At 61.9% G+C, this 13,968-nt stretch carries 20 protein-coding genes and 1 pseudogene; 12 read left to right on the top strand and 9 right to left on the bottom strand.

From position 1 onward, the window contains the following. Window positions 1–21 precede the first annotated feature (21 nt). Window positions 22–894: a GntR family transcriptional regulator gene (locus tag JHW40_RS22870; protein WP_170851718.1), complete on the top strand. Its 873-nt coding sequence runs from the start codon at window positions 22–24 to the stop codon at window positions 892–894. A gap of 90 nt (window positions 895–984) precedes the next feature. On the opposite strand, the gene JHW40_RS22865 is transcribed toward JHW40_RS22870, so the two are convergent. Together JHW40_RS22865 and JHW40_RS22860 are read right to left on the bottom strand one after the other, a co-directional pair. Then, entirely contained in the window at window positions 985–1,821 is an 837-nt protein-coding gene (locus tag JHW40_RS22865; protein WP_272849141.1) for a hypothetical protein, read from the bottom strand. Between the two features lie 150 nt (window positions 1,822–1,971). Next, the gene (locus tag JHW40_RS22860) at window positions 1,972–2,640 is read right to left on the bottom strand and encodes a hypothetical protein (RefSeq protein ID WP_090610376.1); all 669 of its coding nucleotides are present in this window, start codon (window positions 2,638–2,640) and stop codon (window positions 1,972–1,974) included. A gap of 213 nt (window positions 2,641–2,853) precedes the next feature. Between JHW40_RS22860 and JHW40_RS22855 the strand changes: the two genes are divergently transcribed. Both JHW40_RS22855 and JHW40_RS22850 read left to right on the top strand, forming a co-directional pair. Next, the gene (locus tag JHW40_RS22855; protein WP_090610377.1) at window positions 2,854–3,297 is read left to right on the top strand and encodes an RrF2 family transcriptional regulator; all 444 of its coding nucleotides are present in this window, start codon (window positions 2,854–2,856) and stop codon (window positions 3,295–3,297) included. A gap of 3 nt (window positions 3,298–3,300) precedes the next feature. Further along, on the top strand, window positions 3,301–4,194 hold the full coding sequence (locus JHW40_RS22850) for an NAD(P)/FAD-dependent oxidoreductase (protein WP_090610378.1): 894 nt from the start codon (window positions 3,301–3,303) through the stop codon (window positions 4,192–4,194). A 56-nt stretch (window positions 4,195–4,250) separates the two neighbouring features. Here JHW40_RS22850 and JHW40_RS22845 read toward each other — a convergent pair whose 3' ends face one another. Beyond that, the gene (locus tag JHW40_RS22845) at window positions 4,251–4,697 is read right to left on the bottom strand and encodes an SRPBCC family protein (RefSeq protein WP_090610379.1); all 447 of its coding nucleotides are present in this window, start codon (window positions 4,695–4,697) and stop codon (window positions 4,251–4,253) included. A 47-nt stretch (window positions 4,698–4,744) separates the two neighbouring features. On the opposite strand from JHW40_RS22845, the gene JHW40_RS22840 reads away from it, so the two are divergent. Next, window positions 4,745–5,110, top strand: coding sequence for an ArsR/SmtB family transcription factor (locus JHW40_RS22840; RefSeq protein ID WP_090610380.1), 366 nt, complete (start codon window positions 4,745–4,747; stop codon window positions 5,108–5,110). A gap of 183 nt (window positions 5,111–5,293) precedes the next feature. Continuing rightward, window positions 5,294–5,395, top strand: a pseudogene (locus JHW40_RS22835) (ATPase); the annotation flags it as partial. 91 nt (window positions 5,396–5,486) lie between these two features. On the opposite strand, the gene JHW40_RS22830 reads toward JHW40_RS22835, so the two are convergent. Next, on the bottom strand, window positions 5,487–5,687 hold the full coding sequence (locus tag JHW40_RS22830) for a hypothetical protein (RefSeq protein WP_272849159.1): 201 nt from the start codon (window positions 5,685–5,687) through the stop codon (window positions 5,487–5,489). On the opposite strand from JHW40_RS22830, the gene JHW40_RS22825 reads away from it, so the two are divergent. From JHW40_RS22825 to JHW40_RS22815, 3 genes are all read left to right on the top strand, one after another. Next, window positions 5,686–6,201, top strand: a complete 516-nt coding sequence (locus JHW40_RS22825; protein ID WP_170851719.1) for a nitrilase-related carbon-nitrogen hydrolase — start codon at window positions 5,686–5,688, stop codon at window positions 6,199–6,201. The genes JHW40_RS22830 and JHW40_RS22825 overlap by 2 nt on opposite strands. A 129-nt stretch (window positions 6,202–6,330) precedes the next feature. After that, a complete protein-coding gene (locus JHW40_RS22820) occupies window positions 6,331–6,996 on the top strand; it encodes a MarR family winged helix-turn-helix transcriptional regulator (RefSeq protein ID WP_272849140.1) in 666 nt (221 codons plus the stop codon). Window positions 6,997–7,139: 143 nt separating this feature from the next. Beyond that, window positions 7,140–7,532, top strand: coding sequence for a GFA family protein (locus JHW40_RS22815; RefSeq protein ID WP_090610382.1), 393 nt, complete (start codon window positions 7,140–7,142; stop codon window positions 7,530–7,532). 51 nt (window positions 7,533–7,583) lie between these two features. On the opposite strand, the gene JHW40_RS22810 is transcribed toward JHW40_RS22815, so the two are convergent. The 3 genes from JHW40_RS22810 to JHW40_RS22800 form a co-directional block, all read right to left on the bottom strand. Continuing rightward, a complete protein-coding gene (locus JHW40_RS22810; RefSeq protein ID WP_090610383.1) occupies window positions 7,584–8,204 on the bottom strand; it encodes a ferric reductase-like transmembrane domain-containing protein in 621 nt (206 codons plus the stop codon). Between the two features lie 5 nt (window positions 8,205–8,209). Further along, complete coding sequence (locus JHW40_RS22805; protein WP_090610415.1) at window positions 8,210–8,689, bottom strand: peptidase associated/transthyretin-like domain-containing protein; 480 nt, start codon at window positions 8,687–8,689, stop codon at window positions 8,210–8,212. 488 nt (window positions 8,690–9,177) lie between these two features. Further along, on the bottom strand, window positions 9,178–9,411 hold the full coding sequence (locus tag JHW40_RS22800) for a hypothetical protein (protein ID WP_090610384.1): 234 nt from the start codon (window positions 9,409–9,411) through the stop codon (window positions 9,178–9,180). A gap of 408 nt (window positions 9,412–9,819) precedes the next feature. On the opposite strand from JHW40_RS22800, the gene JHW40_RS22795 reads away from it, so the two are divergent. Together JHW40_RS22795 and JHW40_RS22790 are read left to right on the top strand one after the other, a co-directional pair. Next, on the top strand, window positions 9,820–10,530 hold the full coding sequence (locus tag JHW40_RS22795; RefSeq protein ID WP_170851720.1) for a hypothetical protein: 711 nt from the start codon (window positions 9,820–9,822) through the stop codon (window positions 10,528–10,530). A 75-nt stretch (window positions 10,531–10,605) separates the two neighbouring features. Next, window positions 10,606–10,998: a hypothetical protein gene (locus JHW40_RS22790; RefSeq protein WP_090610386.1), complete on the top strand. Its 393-nt coding sequence runs from the start codon at window positions 10,606–10,608 to the stop codon at window positions 10,996–10,998. Between the two features lie 7 nt (window positions 10,999–11,005). Here JHW40_RS22790 and JHW40_RS22785 read toward each other — a convergent pair whose 3' ends face one another. Continuing rightward, the gene (locus JHW40_RS22785) at window positions 11,006–11,551 is read right to left on the bottom strand and encodes a hypothetical protein (RefSeq protein ID WP_139208098.1); all 546 of its coding nucleotides are present in this window, start codon (window positions 11,549–11,551) and stop codon (window positions 11,006–11,008) included. Between JHW40_RS22785 and JHW40_RS22780 the strand changes: the two genes are divergently transcribed. Continuing rightward, window positions 11,550–11,804 carry a hypothetical protein gene (locus tag JHW40_RS22780; RefSeq protein WP_139208099.1) on the top strand — a complete coding sequence of 85 codons (255 nt, stop codon included), beginning with the start codon at window positions 11,550–11,552 and terminating at the stop codon, window positions 11,802–11,804. The genes JHW40_RS22785 and JHW40_RS22780 overlap by 2 nt on opposite strands. 30 nt (window positions 11,805–11,834) lie before the next feature. After that, window positions 11,835–12,935: a transporter substrate-binding domain-containing protein gene (locus JHW40_RS22775; protein ID WP_090610387.1), complete on the top strand. Its 1,101-nt coding sequence runs from the start codon at window positions 11,835–11,837 to the stop codon at window positions 12,933–12,935. 14 nt (window positions 12,936–12,949) lie between these two features. Here the strand turns inward: JHW40_RS22775 and JHW40_RS22770 are convergent, their stop codons facing one another. After that, entirely contained in the window at window positions 12,950–13,486 is a 537-nt protein-coding gene (locus JHW40_RS22770; RefSeq protein WP_244519099.1) for a hypothetical protein, read from the bottom strand. Window positions 13,487–13,968 lie beyond the last annotated feature (482 nt).

Genomic DNA, 13,968 nt, shown 5'->3' with positions numbered 1-13,968 from the left:
ACTTCAAGCAAACGCAGCCGAATGGGGCCACGCCTGGCCGAAGAAATCGCGGCGCAGATCGATTCCATGCAGCTTCCGGATGGCGCCCATCTGCGCACGACCGAACTGGCCGCGCGGCTGGGTGTTTCACGCTGGCCGGTCGAGCAGGCGCTGAAGGCACTGCTCGCCGCCGGAAGGGTGACACATCAGCCCAATCGCGGCTATTTCGTGGCCGGGACGGCGGACCCCGCGCAACCTGCGGCCGTGCATGATCCGGTCCATAAGGCCTATCTCGCCCTTGCCGCCCTGCTGGTGAAAGGCGCCATCGGCCCGCAGGTGTCCGAGCAGGAACTGCGCGAACGGCTTGGCCTGACCCGGCGGCAGACCACCGACCTGATGGCCCGGCTGGCGCATGAGGGCATCGCCGAAAAGCGCGCGGGCTATGGCTGGAATTTCATTCCCGAGCTGACCCAACCCGGAGCGCTGGCCCAGACCTATCAACTGCGGATGATTCTGGAGCCGGCCAGCCTGCGCCTGCCCGGCTATCAGCTTGATCGGGCGGCTATCGCCCGGCTGCGGCGGGTCGAAAACGACCTGCTGGCTGGTGGTATAGACCGGCTCGCGCCCGATGCGCTTTACGCCCGCGCCACGCAATTCCACGAAACCCTGATATCGGGCAGTGGCAACCCTTTCCTTGTACAGACGCTGGTCAGGGTAAACCGGGTACGACGGCTGCTGACCTATCAATCAATGCAGGACCGGGCGCGCTATTATGTCCAGTCCCGCGAACATCTGGCGATCCTTGACGCGATAGAGGCCGGTCAGCCCGAAACCGCAGCCGAATTGATGGAACGCCATCTGGCGAATGTCACCTCCAGCATGGCGGCTCTGGGCCTGCTGGATAAGGCGCGCTGAACGTCAAGGGCGCCCGCTTTCCATCACGCATGCCCCCGCAATCTCATTCACTACAAAGGCCAGGCCCTCTGCATTGCTGCAATTCCGCGATCATGGCGTGATCAGATCGGCGAAGGTGCGGAAACTTTGATCCTCATGGGCAACGTCATAGCCCAGTTCCTTCACCGCCTCGTATGGATCACGTTCGGCATGACCGTGGCACAGATCGAGATAGATGTTCGTCGCTCCTTCGGTTGCACCGAAAACCGAAGGCAGGGGAAGCACCGTCCAACCTTGGTCGTCGGTCAGAACAGCCGGTCGGATCATCGAGCAGAAATACTGGTCATGAACCGGATCGCCCCAGATATCGGCATCGGGCGCCGGAACGTTGTCATAATCCTCGACCGCCATTTCGGACGAAGCGTGGCTCAGCTTTACAAGAAGACGGCGTCCGGGGATGTCATCGGAACCCGTGCCGATTTCCTCGATCTCTTCGATACGCACCCACCAGCAACTGTCCATATGGCAGCGGCCGGTGACGACGCGGGGCAGATCGCCGAAGGGTGCGGCCGATATGGCGTTCTTCTGCCCGGATCGGGGATCTTCGAGGGCGCGGACGCAGACGCTCGCTTCATCTGCGATCCAGCAGGCAGCGTCGGTGGATGATCGGTTGGCCAGGCCCAGATTGCGGCCGTTGCTGTCGCTGAGCGTGCCGGCCCGTTTGCCGACGATGTCCAGCGAAAGCTCGCGTGCCCCGGCGAAACTGGTGCCGTCCTGCATGGTCACACCGAAGCTGCCATCCTTGCGCGGTGTGAATACGCAGGGTCCATCGATATGCGTGTTGCCGATGTCGATGTCGCAGGAGGCATCATCAGCGAATGCCACAGGGGCTAGGGCTGATGATGCGATGAAGGCGCAGCAGAGCAGGCGTTTGAGGCGGAATGACATGGCAAACCTCAAGCGGGCGAAGGGAGGGATGGAATCCGGGCGATGGCGGGCACAGGAAGGGCATCCGCGCAACAGCTTGCGCGGCATGCCTGGCGGCGGCTTGCATGAACCGGATGCAAATGCCCATCCGGTTCATGCGGGCAGGCGGGATCAGCCGTTGCTTTCGCCACCGTCTCCGCCATCGGAACCATCGCCATCAGAGCCGCCATCCCCGCCATCAGAGCCATCGGCCCCGTCAGAGCTGTCCGAACCATCATCTGACCCGTCATTGGAATCGCCGTCATCCGAACCATCGTCCGACCCGGGATCGCTGCCGGAATCTTCATCCGATCCGTCATTGCTTCCATCGTTACCATCGGGCGCGTCGTCGGATGCCGCTGCGGCCGTTTCGCCATTGCTGGTCGTGTCCGGCTCGGCGCGCAGCTTCACGCCGTCAACCGAAATCAGGCTGCCATTGGCGATGCTGTAAACCAGCTCTGTCGGCTGGCCCTCGCGTTCGGCGTGCACCGTCATGATGGCGCCTTCGCGCAGGATATGGATATCGGTGAAGCCCTGAGAAATCAGGGATTGCGCAACCGCCTCGTCATTGTCGAGCTGCTCAAGCAGTGGATAATCCGGCCTCGACACGGCACCAACCGGGGTGCCGGGCTCTGCCGCCATTCCCGGAACGACGGCCGTGTTGTCCAGTGGTGTCTCGACCACAGTGGTATTGCCTTCGACCACTTCGCCGGACTGGGCCAGTGCCGAGCTGCCCAGAAGGACACCAAGACCCAAGGCCTGACTGCCCACAAGGACGGTCGTGAAACTGCGCTTCAGCATGATGTTACCTCCTTCATGCTTATCGGGCCTACAACCCGTCGGGCCGCAATGAGGTTCCTCGTGACCGATCCCATTTGCGTCATCCGCCGAGAGTTGCGCTGTGATCTGGTCCGAGGGCATGACCAAGGCGGCGGCGCTGCGCCAGCGTATTTTCAGGACATGATCCTACGTCGGATCTTGACACCTGGCCCGAATCATAACATATGTTGTTACATGAGACGAGACTGCCGCCTTTCCTCGGTCCTCCACGCCCTGCTGCATATGGCAGAGCATGATGGCCCGATGACCTCCGAGACGCTTGGGCAATGCCTGGGCACCAATCCGGTGGTGGTGCGCCGCACCATGGGGCTGTTGCGCGATGCGGGGCTGGTGACGGCCGAACGCGGTCACTCGGGCGGGTGGCGCATCTCGGCCGATCTGGGGGCGGTCAGTCTGCGCAGGCTTCACGAGGCTTTGGGCGAGCCCGCGATCTTCGCCATCGGCAACCGCAACGAGACCCCGGAATGTCTGGTCGAGCAATCGGTCAATGCCGCGCTGGAAGGCGCCTTTGCCGAGGCCGAGGCGCTGCTGCTGGAACGCTTCGCCGATGTGACACTGGCCGATCTGGCGCAGGATTTCGCCCGCCGTCATGCGCAGAGGCGGGCCGCACAGGAGTAGGATATGCAGGATGTGATCGTGATCGGGGGCAGCTATGCCGGGATGGCCGCCGCCCTGCAACTGGTGCGTGCGCGCCGCAAGGTGCTGGTGATCGATGCCGGGCAGCGGCGCAACCGTTTCGCCCGCCATTCGCACGGGTTTCTGGGGCAGGACGGGATTGATCCGGCGCGGATCTGGGCCGGGGCGCGACAACAGTTGCTGACCTATCCGAGCATGCGCTGGGTCGAGGGAACCGCCAGCGGCATCGCGGGCCAGCGGGACGAATTCCGCGTCATTCTGGACAGCGGCGAGGCTTTTTCCGGTCGCCGCATCCTGCTGGCCACCGGCGTTACGGACCAGTTGCCCGACATCGCCGGTATCGCCGGTATCACCGAGCGATGGGGCCGGACAGTGTTCCATTGCCCCTATTGCCACGGTTACGAGCTCGATCAGGGCCGGATCGGGGTCATCGCCACCGGCCCGATGTCGGTGCATCAGGCGCAGCTGCTGCCGGAATGGGGCGAGGTCACCTTCCTGACCAATCGCGCCGTGACGCTGGACGCCGAGCAGTGCGACGACCTGCGCAAGCGCGGCGTGACCATCGAGGAAACGCCCGTCGCGCGGATCACGGGCGGGGCGGATGTGGAACTGCGCGACGGTCGGGTGCTGCCCTTTGCCGGTCTTTTCACCGCGACCCGCACCGAGCCGACCAGCCCGCTGGCCGAGGCCACCGGTTGCCAGCTTGCCGAGACGCCGATGGGCCGTCAGTTGATGACCAGCGACACGAAGGAAACCAGCCTTCCCGGCATCTTCGCCTGCGGCGATGCCGCGCGGGCGCCGCATTCGGTTTCACTGGCGGTGGGGGATGGCGCCTGGGCCGGGGCGCAGTTGCATCGCTCGCTTGTCTGGCCGGAATGAGCGGTGCAGCCCGGCCGGGTCACGCCACCATCCGGCAGTTTCTTTCCGCGGCGGCGTTATTTGTAAAAGCCGTCCCGCAGGTTGATCCCGTGTTCCAGCCAGGCCTTCATGGCGCAGAGCATCCCGGTCCAGCCCTCGCAATTGCCGAAACTGGCTTTCAGCCCGGCCTCGGTCTCGGGCCAGCCATATTCACTGATGCGGACCAGCGTTCGCCCGCCCTCAAGAGGCTGAAACGTCATGGTGATGGTGGTCCAGGTGCTGGGGTCCGTGGATGCTTCCCATTGCAGGACGATCTTCTCGTTCGGGATGACCTCCTGTACCAGAACCGGGAAGGCGCCGGGAAAGTCATGGAAATCCCATGTCACCTCGGCGCCGGCTTCCAGCCTGCCCTTAGCACCGCCTGTCGTAAAGAAACGCGACAGGCGATCGGGATCAACTACCGCTTCGAACACGTCATCGACCGGCTTTGCCATGCGCCCGGCCACGGTGAATTTCAGTTCCATCGGGGAATCCTCCTTGCATTCCTCCAATCATGTTATAAAATCATAACATGTCAACCGAAGAAAAATTCGACCTGATTTTCAAGGCGCTCGGCCATCGTATGCGGCGACAGCTGCTGGATCTGCTGGTGGATGGACCGCGCACGACCGGCGCGCTGTGCGAGGCGCTGGCGGATATTGATCGCTGCACGGTCATGATGCATCTGGGGGTGCTGGAGAAAGCAGGTCTGATCGCGGTGGAGCGACGCGGGCGCGAGCGCTGGAACCATCTGGATGCCCTGCCGATCCATGATCTGCAACAGCGCTGGATCGGACCCTATGCTGCGCACGCGGTCAACGTGCTCGGCCAGTTGCGGGACGTCGTGGAAGAGGCGCAACCTGATGCAGCGAATGGCAGGAAGATCCCACAACGCTGACCATCCGCCAAGCCGCTTTTGCTGGCGGCTGTGCGGCACAAGGCGGGCCGGGCTCGCTACCTGACACCTCACCGTCATCGGGCGGATGGGCCGATCACCGCCGCGGCGGCGAGCCCGCTGCTGGCATGGCGCGAGCCGATCTATATCCAGGCCGGGTTTGTCCGGCTCTACGCCGGCGAAGGCCGCCCCGATCGACAGGGGCGCACCGCGGATCTGCTGTGCCGGCTCGACTTCCTGATCCTGGATGAACTCGGCTATTTGCCGTTTGCCCAGACCGGTGGTCGCGCCGCCGCCATGGCAGTCATGGTTGGTGATCGCATGCGTTCTTCTCTCAGAATGGCGATCATTACCGGGAGAAGGCATGGGGCGGCGCGGATCAGCGTTGCCGCCAAGCCTGGGTTTTGCGCGTCAACCTGCGGGACAGCAGCATATGCAACAAGCGCGCGGCAATGTTGGTATAGAAGATCATCATGCCCATGGCGGCTGCCGGGGCCACGTCTCCTGCGTCGTCCATGTTCAGCACGGCAATCGCTGCCAGTGACGTGCCCGAAGCGGGCCCCGAACGTTGCGACGGCATGATCTATAATGCCGCACAATGTATCGGTCCGGATGGCGAATGCCTCGGCACCCATCGCAAGCTGATCCTGCCGCCGGGTTTCGAGGCCGATCACTTCCACCCCGGGGCGGGCTGCACAGTGTTCACTTATCGTGGCCTGAGGATCGCCACATTGATCTGCTTCGACATCGAATTCCCCGAAACCGCTCGCCATGCCGCCGAGCTTGGCGCGGAACTTCTGCTTGTTCCCACAGCCCTTGGAAGCCAATGGGGCTGGGTTGGCCGCACCATGGTTCCAACACGGGGCTTCGAGAACGGCATCTTCCTCGCCTATGCCAACCATTCCGGCACGGAGAGTGGCATGAGCTTTCTGGGTGAAAGCTTTGTGTCAAGCCCGGACGGCCGCGAACTGATCCGGGCAGGCGCCGCTCCGGCAGTCCTGACCGCCGAAATTGATGTCACGCTCGTAAGGGCAGCACAGGCGCGGCTTCCGTATCTGGCGGATCGCTTGAAGATCGCGCTTCCGAGCCCATGAGAAGATAATTCTTACGCCCGAGGGCGCAGCGAATGGCCTCGACCAGCTTGGTTTTCCCGAGATTTCAGGTGGACCAGATTCGCCCGGGGTCAAGGCACGGGTTGGCTTTTGTTGACCCGACGGTGAGGGTTGGGTGACGGCACGCGATCTTCGTTCAACCTGAAAACAATATGTGCCCGTCAGGTCGTCTCGGACGAGGATGTCGGCCGGCTGTTTGCTGCCTGCTTTCCGTGCGGCAAAACTCTTCACAGCAGCTTTGTATTCTCGCGAAGTTTCAGGCATGAAGTATGTGAAGGACGAGTGGAAGGCATCGACATGGACGCAGAGCATATTGCCTTTTCCGACGCGGCGCATGGCTTCGAGACAGCGCGCACCAGATTGCGGCTATGGCAGCAAATGCTGAAGGCGGTGCGTTATGTAGAAAGCGACCTGCGCGAGCGACTGCGTACGGGTTATGACATGACCCTGCCGCGCTTCGACGTGCTGGCCGTCCTGCTGGCCGCACCGGATGGGCTGCGCATGACGGAGTTGTCGCAGCAACTGATGGTGTCGAACGGCAATGTCACCGGAATCGTGGACCGCCTCGTCGCCGACGGGCTGGTCGAGCGTGAGACGATGAAGACCGACCGGCGCGCCTTTCGGGTTCGCATCACCCGGACCGGCGCGCAACTGATGCGCGAGATGGCGACGCATCACCTTGAATGGATCGATGAGCTTTTCGCCGATGTAACCGAGGCGGACGCGGCACGCGGAATTTCGATCATGCTGGATATCCGGCACAAGGCCCACCGCTGACGGCGGGCCCCTGCCTGTCAGAGAATGCCGTTTTGGCATATTCCATCGCCGCCGCCCGGCACCGATAACGAGGGCGGTCTTGCCGCAGCGCGTGGTCACTGACAAAATCGGCAGAGTAGGCTTTTTACTGGCGGAGGGGGATCATGGACCGGATCACCGGCGGTTGTCTGTGCGGCAACATCCGCATCAAGGTGTCGGGGCGTCCCTACCGGGTCGGCATCTGTCACTGTCTCGACTGCCGCAAGCATCATGGCGCCCTGTTCCATGCCTCGGCAATATTCCCCCGGGATGCGGTGACGATCGAGGGCGAAGCACGTGACTACGCCGGACGGTTCTTCTGCCCCGATTGCGGATCAACGGTTTTCGGGCGCAGCGGCGATGAAATCGAAGTGAACCTCGGTTCTCTGGATTCTCCGGACCTGCTGCTGCCGACCTATGAACTTTGGACCATCCGGCGCGAGTCGTGGTTGCCGTCATTTCCGCTGGCAAGACGATACGAGCGTGATCGCGACAATGCGGATCGCTTTGAGGAATAGGTTGCGCGTCAGCCCAATGCGATCATCGAGGTTCGGCATCCGGTGAAACCCTTACGAATCCCGGCGCGCCCGGATCGTCCAGCCCCGCAGGCCGGCAATCGCCCTCACGGTCGCGGCGAAGACCAGCCCGCAAAGGACCGCCTTCGATACCGTTTCCATCGTCCCTTCGATCAGCAGCGCATGAACGATGCTTCCGACGACGATAACCACCGCCAGAACCGTGTGGGTGATACGCCAGGCATGCAGATGAAAGCGCCGACGGAACGCCGCCACAAGCGCCGAGGCAAAGACAGCCCACATGGCAACCACACCCCAGAACGAGAACGGCGTCGGCGATCTGAACAGAAGGGCGTCGATCACGTCAGGCGGACTGGTGACCCAAAGGCCCGCGACATGCAGGATCACTGCCGCGACCAGAACGCCCCCGACAAGCCGGTGAACCTGCCGGCCTTTCAGGGCGGGCATTCCCGGCAGGTACCCGCCCGCCAACAAGGGTTGAATGAGCAGAAGCGCCAGCGCGATCACCCCGGCGAACCCGGCCAGGATATAGATCGGCTCGCGCCATGCCAGCAGCGGACTCACCGCCGCGGCGGTGACCGGCACGGCAACCGCTGTCGTCAGGCCAGCCCAGACAAGGATCCCGCGGGCCCGATCGGCCCATCCGCTGCTCATCCCGATCAGACCGGCACAAGCACGAAATCCGCGCGGAGGCCGGTCTCGCGTGCACTCGGCATGACCGGACGAAGAAAGACGGTTTCGAAATCGCCGCCATCATAGGCGAGGTGGCCGTGTGGCTGTCCGAAAGCAGGGACGATCTGCGGCATTTCCAGCCGGAACATTCCATTCGCGTCCGTCAGCGTGGCACCGTGGCTGTGCGGGTCGCGTTCATGCCCCTCGGTCGTGTGCGCCCAGATCTGGATGCGTTGTCCGGCCAGCGGGGCACCGTCGCCCGCACGCCGCACCGATCCCGTCATCCAGAAGCCACCACCGCCGATCCGGTCCACGATCGGCGCCCCCGGAAGGTAGTTGTTGGCCCCGCCGCGCATCGAGGGCGTCGGGGCAAGCCCTTGCGCGCGGGCGGGAACGGACAGGCCGGACACCACGGCGGCACTGGCAGCAATCAGAAGAGTACGGCGGTTGGTCAGGATGTCAGTCATATGGTTTTCTCCCGTCGCCATCCGGGGGCGCGGCTGCGCTGCCGAAGACAACTCACCGACAGGGCTGTGGCTGAATCATACCACGTTTCCGCCGGCTCTGCCCCGCCGAGTATTGAGGACGCGATAAACTCTACTCACGACCCCGTGACGGTATGAACCGGCCATCGACAGGCCCGGGTCCCCATCCGCCCGATGACGGTAGGCGGATCAACGGTTCAAAGGACAAGGCCGCGGTTAAGCGGGACATTCGACATGCGCGAAAACACTTGACCGCGACGGTTCCGTTATCGAAGGCAGGAGCCGCGCAGATCCGGACCGCCGACGCCCGCGAAGGGCCTCGAGTCCGGCATTGCGGGCGGAAGCAGAGCAGATGTTGCGGCAAGATCAGGAAACGCGGGACGGGCATTATCATGTGTCGTCGGAAAATCCTCTGACGAGGGCATGCGCCGCCTCGCAGAATGTATTTCAAGGCTTTGCGGGCGCCTTCGTCATTTTTTCGAGGCGCGGCGTTTCTTTTTTTCTGGCACGGACGTCGAAATCGCGGCCTCGTCATCCGCCATTTTGGCCAGTCGCATTGCCCGCAGGCGCGAAATATTTGCATCGCGCAGCTTCAGGGCGTCGGAAATAAGCTGCCGCGCAGCCAGCGTGGTACGATCAAGCGGCGTCTGCGGCACAGCGGCAGGGACTTTGAAGAATCCTTGCCGGACATTATTGGCGATCATTTTCAACCCTCCGGGATGACATCCAGCCATGAAGGGCCGGAAGATGAATAACAGGCACATGCCAACGCAAGATCGGGCACGAAAGCGCGACCACCTTGATATCGCTGGTGATTGCCGGACTGTCGTTCGACTGCCTTGAACCCATGTGATCGACGGCGAGATATGCGCAAGCACATCATATTTGCCATTTTCCAGACAACATCGCCGCAGATCATGCAGCCCGGCGAAGAATCATCAGTGGAAAAGTAAAAGGCCGAGGGAACAAATGCTCCAAGGGCGAACGATATATAAGATAAGGCCTGTATTCCCGGATACAAGGGTAAATTACCTTAGGTCATGTTGTTTCGGGCCGTATTTTCGGCACAATAATAATTATCGCCCATTATAAACAGCCTGCCTCAACCCCATATGACAGGGGACCGCTGTAAAATACCGTGGTCACCAGCCATTACGGCTGCAGCCCGGAAAGGGTTTCCGATGACATCGCGACACAGAACTGCGTTCGGCGCTGCACCGGCGGTGCCGTCACCTGCGACGAACGGTGCCGAGATCGAAAGAGCCGAAAACGAAGGCATGCCGGTGCAGAACGTCAGCCCACCGCCAGACATGCCACCAGTTTCGCGAAACTCCGACGAATCCAGCCTTGAACGCCGCGTACTGGCGCATGAGCGGATCCTGCAGACGCTGATCGCGCATATGGCCGAAACCGAGCCGCGCTTCATGGAGCGTCTGCAAGACGTTTTCATCGAACCTCTGAAACTGGTTCGTCACGAACGGGAATTTGCCGATACAGCCGATTTCGCCGCCGAGTTCATCCGGGCGATCGTCCTGATCGGCAGCCAGAACCGGTTCGACGCCGCACGGGCCGGGGCAATGGCCAATCCTGCGTCCAGAGAGCCGCCCGGACAGCCCACCGAAACAGCGCCGGTCGTGTTCTTCAACCCGACCCTGTTCCAGATCCACCAACAGGGCGAAACGTGGGAGCTGCAGGTGGACGGATATGTCCACGGAAATTACCCGCGGGAAGCGGATGCCCTCAAGGCGGCAGCAACCGCCGCAACCCGCATCGCCGCACGGGGTCAGACCCGGGTTGCGACAGATGTTCTGCCCGGTGCCTAGCTTTCCGATGGACTGATGCAGGCCGGCCCTTCGGCCGGAAGATACAATCAACAACAAACTCTCAGGGAGAATACCATGACCATTCAACACAGCACAAAACCCTCGATCGGCCAGCGATGGGAAGCCTATCGCCCCACCAAAACCGCGCTGTTCTGGGCCTGTATCGTCTCGATCATCGCGACGATGGTTGTCGGATTCGGCTGGGGAGGCTGGGTGACGGGCGCGTCCTCGCGCAGTGCGGCCGAAGCTTCGGGCAAGACGTCCTATTCGGAACTGGCGACCGCCATATGCGTGGATCGGTTCAACCTTGCCCCTGACGCCGAGGCCAGACGCGCCGAACTGGGCGCGATCACCGGCAACACCCAGATGCGGACATTCGTGGAAGCGGGCGGATGGGCGATGATGCCCGGCCAAACCACCACGGACCGCACAGTTGCGACCGACTGCGCCACCGCACTCAAGGTGTAACGGGACATCAGGCTGGCGATTTTCGACCGGTTTGTGGCGTTGCCGGGGCCTGACGTCCTTGTCCATGCGATGACGATGGATACGAGCGCTGATGCTGCAAGGAAGCTGACACGCAGGCATTGCAGCATGGCGATCCGCAGGGATCCGAACGCATCTGGATTGCGTTTCGTGATGCAGGGCGCCGTTCAGTCGCATCAACCTTGGCAGCGAGGATGTGCAGGTGCCGGCAAAGCCGGGCACCGTCCAGATGACGGGCGGAGGGGTTGACGAGAAGCGGTTGTAATGGTCCGATGGCGACATTGGGGTCAATGTCAATGTTTTCACCGCTCGACTCAGCGGCGATCTCAATCTCATCAGTTGCGATTTTATCGACGGCCCACTGGACGATGTCATTCAGGCCATGCCCGTCGCGCTGCACTGCGCGCTGATTGAAGAGGAGATCGAAACCGAATTGAAACCGTGAGCCACGTCCTTTTTCGGGCTGCTTTGCTTGCGGATCCGTGCGGCGGCTGATCGCAGTTGCACCGACGACATGGCAAAAAGGAAAGACCATGAACCAATCGAGGTTAAGGCTGCCGGCGGCACTGTTTGCAGGGCTTCTGATGCTGGGAACCGCCGCTTGCGACGATTCAAGCGGTTATGACGGATGTCATGGCGAGGGCTGTCTGGTCGACAATCCCGACAGTGGCGACCAGATTGATCCCCGTCCGCAATTCGACAGCCAGGGCGAGCCGAATTTCGACACCCACGGCAATTACATCGGCTGTCACGGCATCGGATGCGATGTGGATGATCCGGACGCGTAACGACCGCCGGAAGATCGGCGGGGGAACAGGATGAAACGCGCAACCGAACGACTTTCAGTGGCCGCCACGCTGATTCTGGTGCTGTTTGTGGCCTTGGGCGCGACACGCGTCGCCGCTCAGGATGCGCCGCAGACAGAGTTGACGGTCGGCGTCTATGTCAGCCCGCCCTTCGTCGAGGACCGCGGCAACGGTGCCCATTCCGGCATGGCTATCGAATTGTGGGAAACCGTCGCCGAACAGCTGGGTCTGACGTTTCACTATACCGAATATCCGACTTTCGGCGCCTTGGTCCGGGCCACCGCCAGCGGCGAGGTCGATGCAGCCATTACCAACCTGACCATCACCCGCGACCGCGCCGAGACCATCGCTTTCACCCAGCCCTGGTACGATGCCGGGTTGAGGATCATGGTCCCCGATCAGGGCGGTGGCGGGTTTCGGGGCGTGCTGAACGGGCTTCAGGATGCCGGTCACCTGCGTGCCTATGCCTGGCTGCTGTCGATCATCGTGCTGGCCACCATTGGCCTGACACTGTTCGATCGCCGCTTTGACCCGGATCACCCCAGACGTTGGCGCGACGGCGTTGCGGAAAGTTTCTACCATGTGATGTCCATCGTCACCTCGGGCCGGATCGCGCGCAAGAACCTGTTCGGCTGGGTCGGGCGCATCTGGCAGGCGATCTGGCTTGCCGTCGGCGTCGCGGTCATTGCCTATATCACCTCGTCGGTGACCAGCGTGATGACTGCCGTGTCCCTGACGCGGGGCGTTTCCGAATTGTCGGACCTGCCCGGCAAAACCGTCGGTGTCTTCACAGGCAGCGTGGCCGAGAGGTATATGCAGGAAATGGGCATCGCCACGCGCTCCTTCCCCAATATCGGCGCTTCGGCTGCGGCGCTTGGCGAGGGGCGGCTGGACGCGGTGGTCGGCGATGCGCCGATCCTTGAACATTATGCGCATACCCATTCCGAAGAGGGTATGGCAGTGGTCGGCAACCTGTTCCACCCGGACAAATACGGCTTTGCCTTTCCGCATGAAAGCAGTCTGGCCTTGCCCGTCACCCTGGAAATCCTGGACCTTCAGGAGGATGGCACGCTGGAAAGCCTGAGGCTGGAATATTTCGGCAGCGGCATCTGAACTGCGATCGATGATCAGCCGATCACCTCGAACAGACTGACGATCCAGATCAGTTGAAACAGCAATGCGAAGACGGCAAAGCCCGCCTGATAGCGTTCCGACTGCCATCTCAGCGCCAACATGGTCCCGCCGATCAGCACCGCCTGACGGACCGGATAATACCAGCCGTAATGTGCTGCATAATAGTCGCCGCCCTTGATCAGCGTGTCCACGACATCAACGATCAGCAGCACCAGCAGCAGAATATAAAAACCCCGGCGGCGCTTGCGGAAGTAATCGCCAAACCCCTGATATTCGTCCATGCGATCCGGGAACAGGACCGCCGACAGGGCCGCGAACACCCCCGCATAAAAGACGAGGAAAAAATAGATTGCGAATGACCAGCTTGGACGATGGGCAAGGGCGAATTCGAACCACCAGAAATGAATGATGAACAGCAGCAGGAACAGCACCCAGCCGAAATGCGGTGGGTAGATCTTCTCCTTGCCGGGGTGCTGAATGAAGCGGGTCAGCCCGATTATCAACCGACTGACGCTGAGCCCCAGGACCATGCCCACGATAATTCGAATATGTGTAAAAATTTCTCCACTGGTTGGGACGTGTGGCAGTTCGTTCATGTCACCTCGCAATATTCCCGGCTGACCAATCCGACGTGCAATATTCAAGCCACCTCGGAAATCTGTTCAGCTGCTCGATCCTCTGGTTTGACGGTGTGCTCCTTTTCGGTGGAATGGAGGGAAGCATTATGGGACAAGTTTGTCACGGGGAGGCCACGACCGCCCAGGCAATAGGAACCGCCCGCCAGCTTCGCTCGCGCGGTTGTGACGGGAGTATGGGATCACCGGGGACAGTCGCCAGCTGGCGCAAGCGCGGGACCGTCGCAGACCCCAGAACCCAACCGAAGGCGCCGCGTTGCCGCTTCTGACCGAGGCCGAAAAGGCAATGGTGATGGCATCCCGGTGCCATACGCTGCGGCCACTGGATGATTGCCTTTACACTTTTCACGCGGCGGCAGATTCCGGAATAATTGCCC

Origin of the sequence: Paracoccus alcaliphilus, assembly GCF_028553725.1 — a bacterium.
GTDB lineage: Bacteria > Pseudomonadota > Alphaproteobacteria > Rhodobacterales > Rhodobacteraceae > Paracoccus > Paracoccus alcaliphilus.
This window is presented reverse-complemented; position numbering and strand designations above follow the sequence as displayed.

Coding starts and splice junctions, on each gene's coding strand:
- JHW40_RS22870 (WP_170851718.1), top strand. CDS start 22: ATGGGGCCACGCCTGGCCGAAGAAATCGCGGCGCAGATCGATTCCATG.
- JHW40_RS22830 (WP_272849159.1), bottom strand. CDS start 5,687: ATGCCGTCGCAACGTTCGGGGCCCGCTTCGGGCACGTCACTGGCAGCG.
- JHW40_RS22840 (WP_090610380.1), top strand. CDS start 4,745: ATGTCAACCGAAGAAAAATTCGACCTGATTTTCAAGGCGCTCGGCCAT.
- JHW40_RS22790 (WP_090610386.1), top strand. CDS start 10,606: ATGACCATTCAACACAGCACAAAACCCTCGATCGGCCAGCGATGGGAA.
- JHW40_RS22810 (WP_090610383.1), bottom strand. CDS start 8,204: ATGAGCAGCGGATGGGCCGATCGGGCCCGCGGGATCCTTGTCTGGGCT.
- JHW40_RS22860 (WP_090610376.1), bottom strand. CDS start 2,640: ATGCTGAAGCGCAGTTTCACGACCGTCCTTGTGGGCAGTCAGGCCTTG.
- JHW40_RS22780 (WP_139208099.1), top strand. CDS start 11,550: ATGAACCAATCGAGGTTAAGGCTGCCGGCGGCACTGTTTGCAGGGCTT.
- JHW40_RS22850 (WP_090610378.1), top strand. CDS start 3,301: ATGCAGGATGTGATCGTGATCGGGGGCAGCTATGCCGGGATGGCCGCC.
- JHW40_RS22815 (WP_090610382.1), top strand. CDS start 7,140: ATGGACCGGATCACCGGCGGTTGTCTGTGCGGCAACATCCGCATCAAG.
- JHW40_RS22795 (WP_170851720.1), top strand. CDS start 9,820: ATGACAGGGGACCGCTGTAAAATACCGTGGTCACCAGCCATTACGGCT.
- JHW40_RS22825 (WP_170851719.1), top strand. CDS start 5,686: ATGATCTATAATGCCGCACAATGTATCGGTCCGGATGGCGAATGCCTC.
- JHW40_RS22805 (WP_090610415.1), bottom strand. CDS start 8,689: ATGACTGACATCCTGACCAACCGCCGTACTCTTCTGATTGCTGCCAGT.
- JHW40_RS22865 (WP_272849141.1), bottom strand. CDS start 1,821: ATGTCATTCCGCCTCAAACGCCTGCTCTGCTGCGCCTTCATCGCATCA.
- JHW40_RS22775 (WP_090610387.1), top strand. CDS start 11,835: ATGAAACGCGCAACCGAACGACTTTCAGTGGCCGCCACGCTGATTCTG.
- JHW40_RS22770 (WP_244519099.1), bottom strand. CDS start 13,486: ATGGTCCTGGGGCTCAGCGTCAGTCGGTTGATAATCGGGCTGACCCGC.
- JHW40_RS22845 (WP_090610379.1), bottom strand. CDS start 4,697: ATGGAACTGAAATTCACCGTGGCCGGGCGCATGGCAAAGCCGGTCGAT.
- JHW40_RS22855 (WP_090610377.1), top strand. CDS start 2,854: ATGAGACGAGACTGCCGCCTTTCCTCGGTCCTCCACGCCCTGCTGCAT.
- JHW40_RS22800 (WP_090610384.1), bottom strand. CDS start 9,411: ATGATCGCCAATAATGTCCGGCAAGGATTCTTCAAAGTCCCTGCCGCT.
- JHW40_RS22785 (WP_139208098.1), bottom strand. CDS start 11,551: ATGGTCTTTCCTTTTTGCCATGTCGTCGGTGCAACTGCGATCAGCCGC.